Origin of the sequence: Sphaerisporangium sp. TRM90804 (assembly GCF_029846175.1) — a bacterium.
Taxonomy (GTDB): Bacteria; Actinomycetota; Actinomycetes; order Streptosporangiales; family Streptosporangiaceae; genus Sphaerisporangium.
In genome coordinates this window covers 1-1,694 of sequence record NZ_JARWAC010000066.1, presented here as the reverse complement: position 1 = coordinate 1,694, position 1,694 = coordinate 1, and the positions used below count along the sequence as shown (strand labels likewise).

Annotated in this window: 2 pseudogenes; both read left to right on the top strand. The window is 64.6% G+C overall.

Annotated elements, in window-relative coordinates:
• Window positions 1-917: pseudogene (locus PYR91_RS36270) on the top strand (hypothetical protein); the annotation flags it as partial.
• Between the two features lie 580 nt (window positions 918-1,497).
• Window positions 1,498-1,694: pseudogene (locus tag PYR91_RS36265) on the top strand (hypothetical protein); the annotation flags it as partial.

Below are 1,694 nucleotides of genomic sequence, written 5' to 3'. Positions count from 1 at the left end.
TCTACAACGGCATCTCCTACGCCGGCGAGAAGGTCGTCACCAAGGACGCCTACGACAAGTGGCAGGGCTACAAGTACACCAAGGACACCGAGATCTCGGCCGAGGAGTACAAGAAGCTCGTCGACGAGTTCGGTGACAAGGCCCCCGTCTGGACCAAGGACACCGGCGCCGAGGTCATCCTTCCCTGGGGCACCCCGGGCGGCAAGAAGCTGTGGAAGGAAGTGACCAAGGAGGAGTTCGACAAGGCTCCGGCCCCGAACTCCAACGTCAACTTCGCGAAGTCCCCCTTCAAGACCTACACCGAGGTCGTGGACGAGGCGACCTACACCTCGTACACCGGCCCGGCGTACAAGAAGATCGTCGACAGCGCCTACACCCTCACGCACTACTTCGTGAAGTACTGGGCGAAGGTCTCCTCGACGACCAAGTACTACAAGATCAGCTACGTCATCGAGCTGTACAAGGACGCCGGTCGCCTGGGCGACAACGTCGGCGGCCAGGGCTTCACCTGGAACCAGAAGGTCGGCCAGCCGGTGTACGCCTTCGGCTACCCCGCGGCCCCGCACCCCGACGGTGACAAGCCGTTCACCGGCCAGACGCCGAAGTGGTGCTACGGCAAGACCTTCGCCGCCGCCGCTTCCGCGAAGTTCAAGGCTGAGGCGCAGATCGGCCTCAAGTGCTCGATGACCGCCGGCTCCTCCGGTGGCCCGTGGCTGCTCAAGTACAGCAGCACCAAGCGTCTCGGCTACATCAACGGTGTCTCCAGCCTCATCGGCGACTCCGACGCCAATGGCCGGATCGACTTCAGCACCTCGCCGTACTTCGACAGCGAGACCTACGCGATCTACAAGTCGGCCTCGGCCCTGTGGTCCGGCAAGATCGTCAGCAGCGACGGCGACCTCGTCACCAAGGCCTGACGTTCTAGCCAGCTAGAGAGCGCAGAGTTTCACAGCTTCACCCAGCAGGGCCCGGCACTCGTGCCGGGCCCTGTCGGCGTTCCCGGGGTGCCCACCGGCGAGCGGCCGATCCGGACGGATCACGCTCCCCCGAGGGCGGCCGGTCCAAGCCCCAGGACGGCTTCACGACCGCTCCGCGGCCTTGGTGCAGGGGTTCTGAAGCCCTTCGGACAGCGGGCTTCTGGGCGGCGCTCCGGTCCGCGGGGCGCTTAGACGTAACCGGGTGCCGATTCGGCTCCATCGGATCCGTGTGATGTACGTCACACTGCATGGCGAGGGGATCCGGGATGAGCCACTCTCACCCCAACTGAACCAACCGGTACACAACCCTCGTGATCTGCGAGGAAGCGCCGGGATTGCGGGTGTCCGCGGGGATGCGACCACCGGGCGGCACGGTTACGAAAGGGTCACGCCCGGGCAAGGGTCAAATTTCATGTCGAATCAGGCTTACAGCCCAAGATCTTCTCTGTATCTTCATGGTTATCCCTTTACTGACGCATGGGACGCAGGATGCGTTCCACGTCCAGCCCAAGGAGTTGCCTTGAACCCCCGTGCCAAGCGTCTCGTTCTCCCGCTCGGTGGCGCCATCGCCGCCACCAGCATGATCGGCGCCACCCTGGTCACCTCCGCCAGCGCGACGACCGCCCCCGTCAAGAAGACGGTGTCGCTCGCGTCGGCGAGCACCGCGCAGAAGACCGCGGACTTCTGGCAGAGCAACCGTGGCGCCAACCTCAGGGC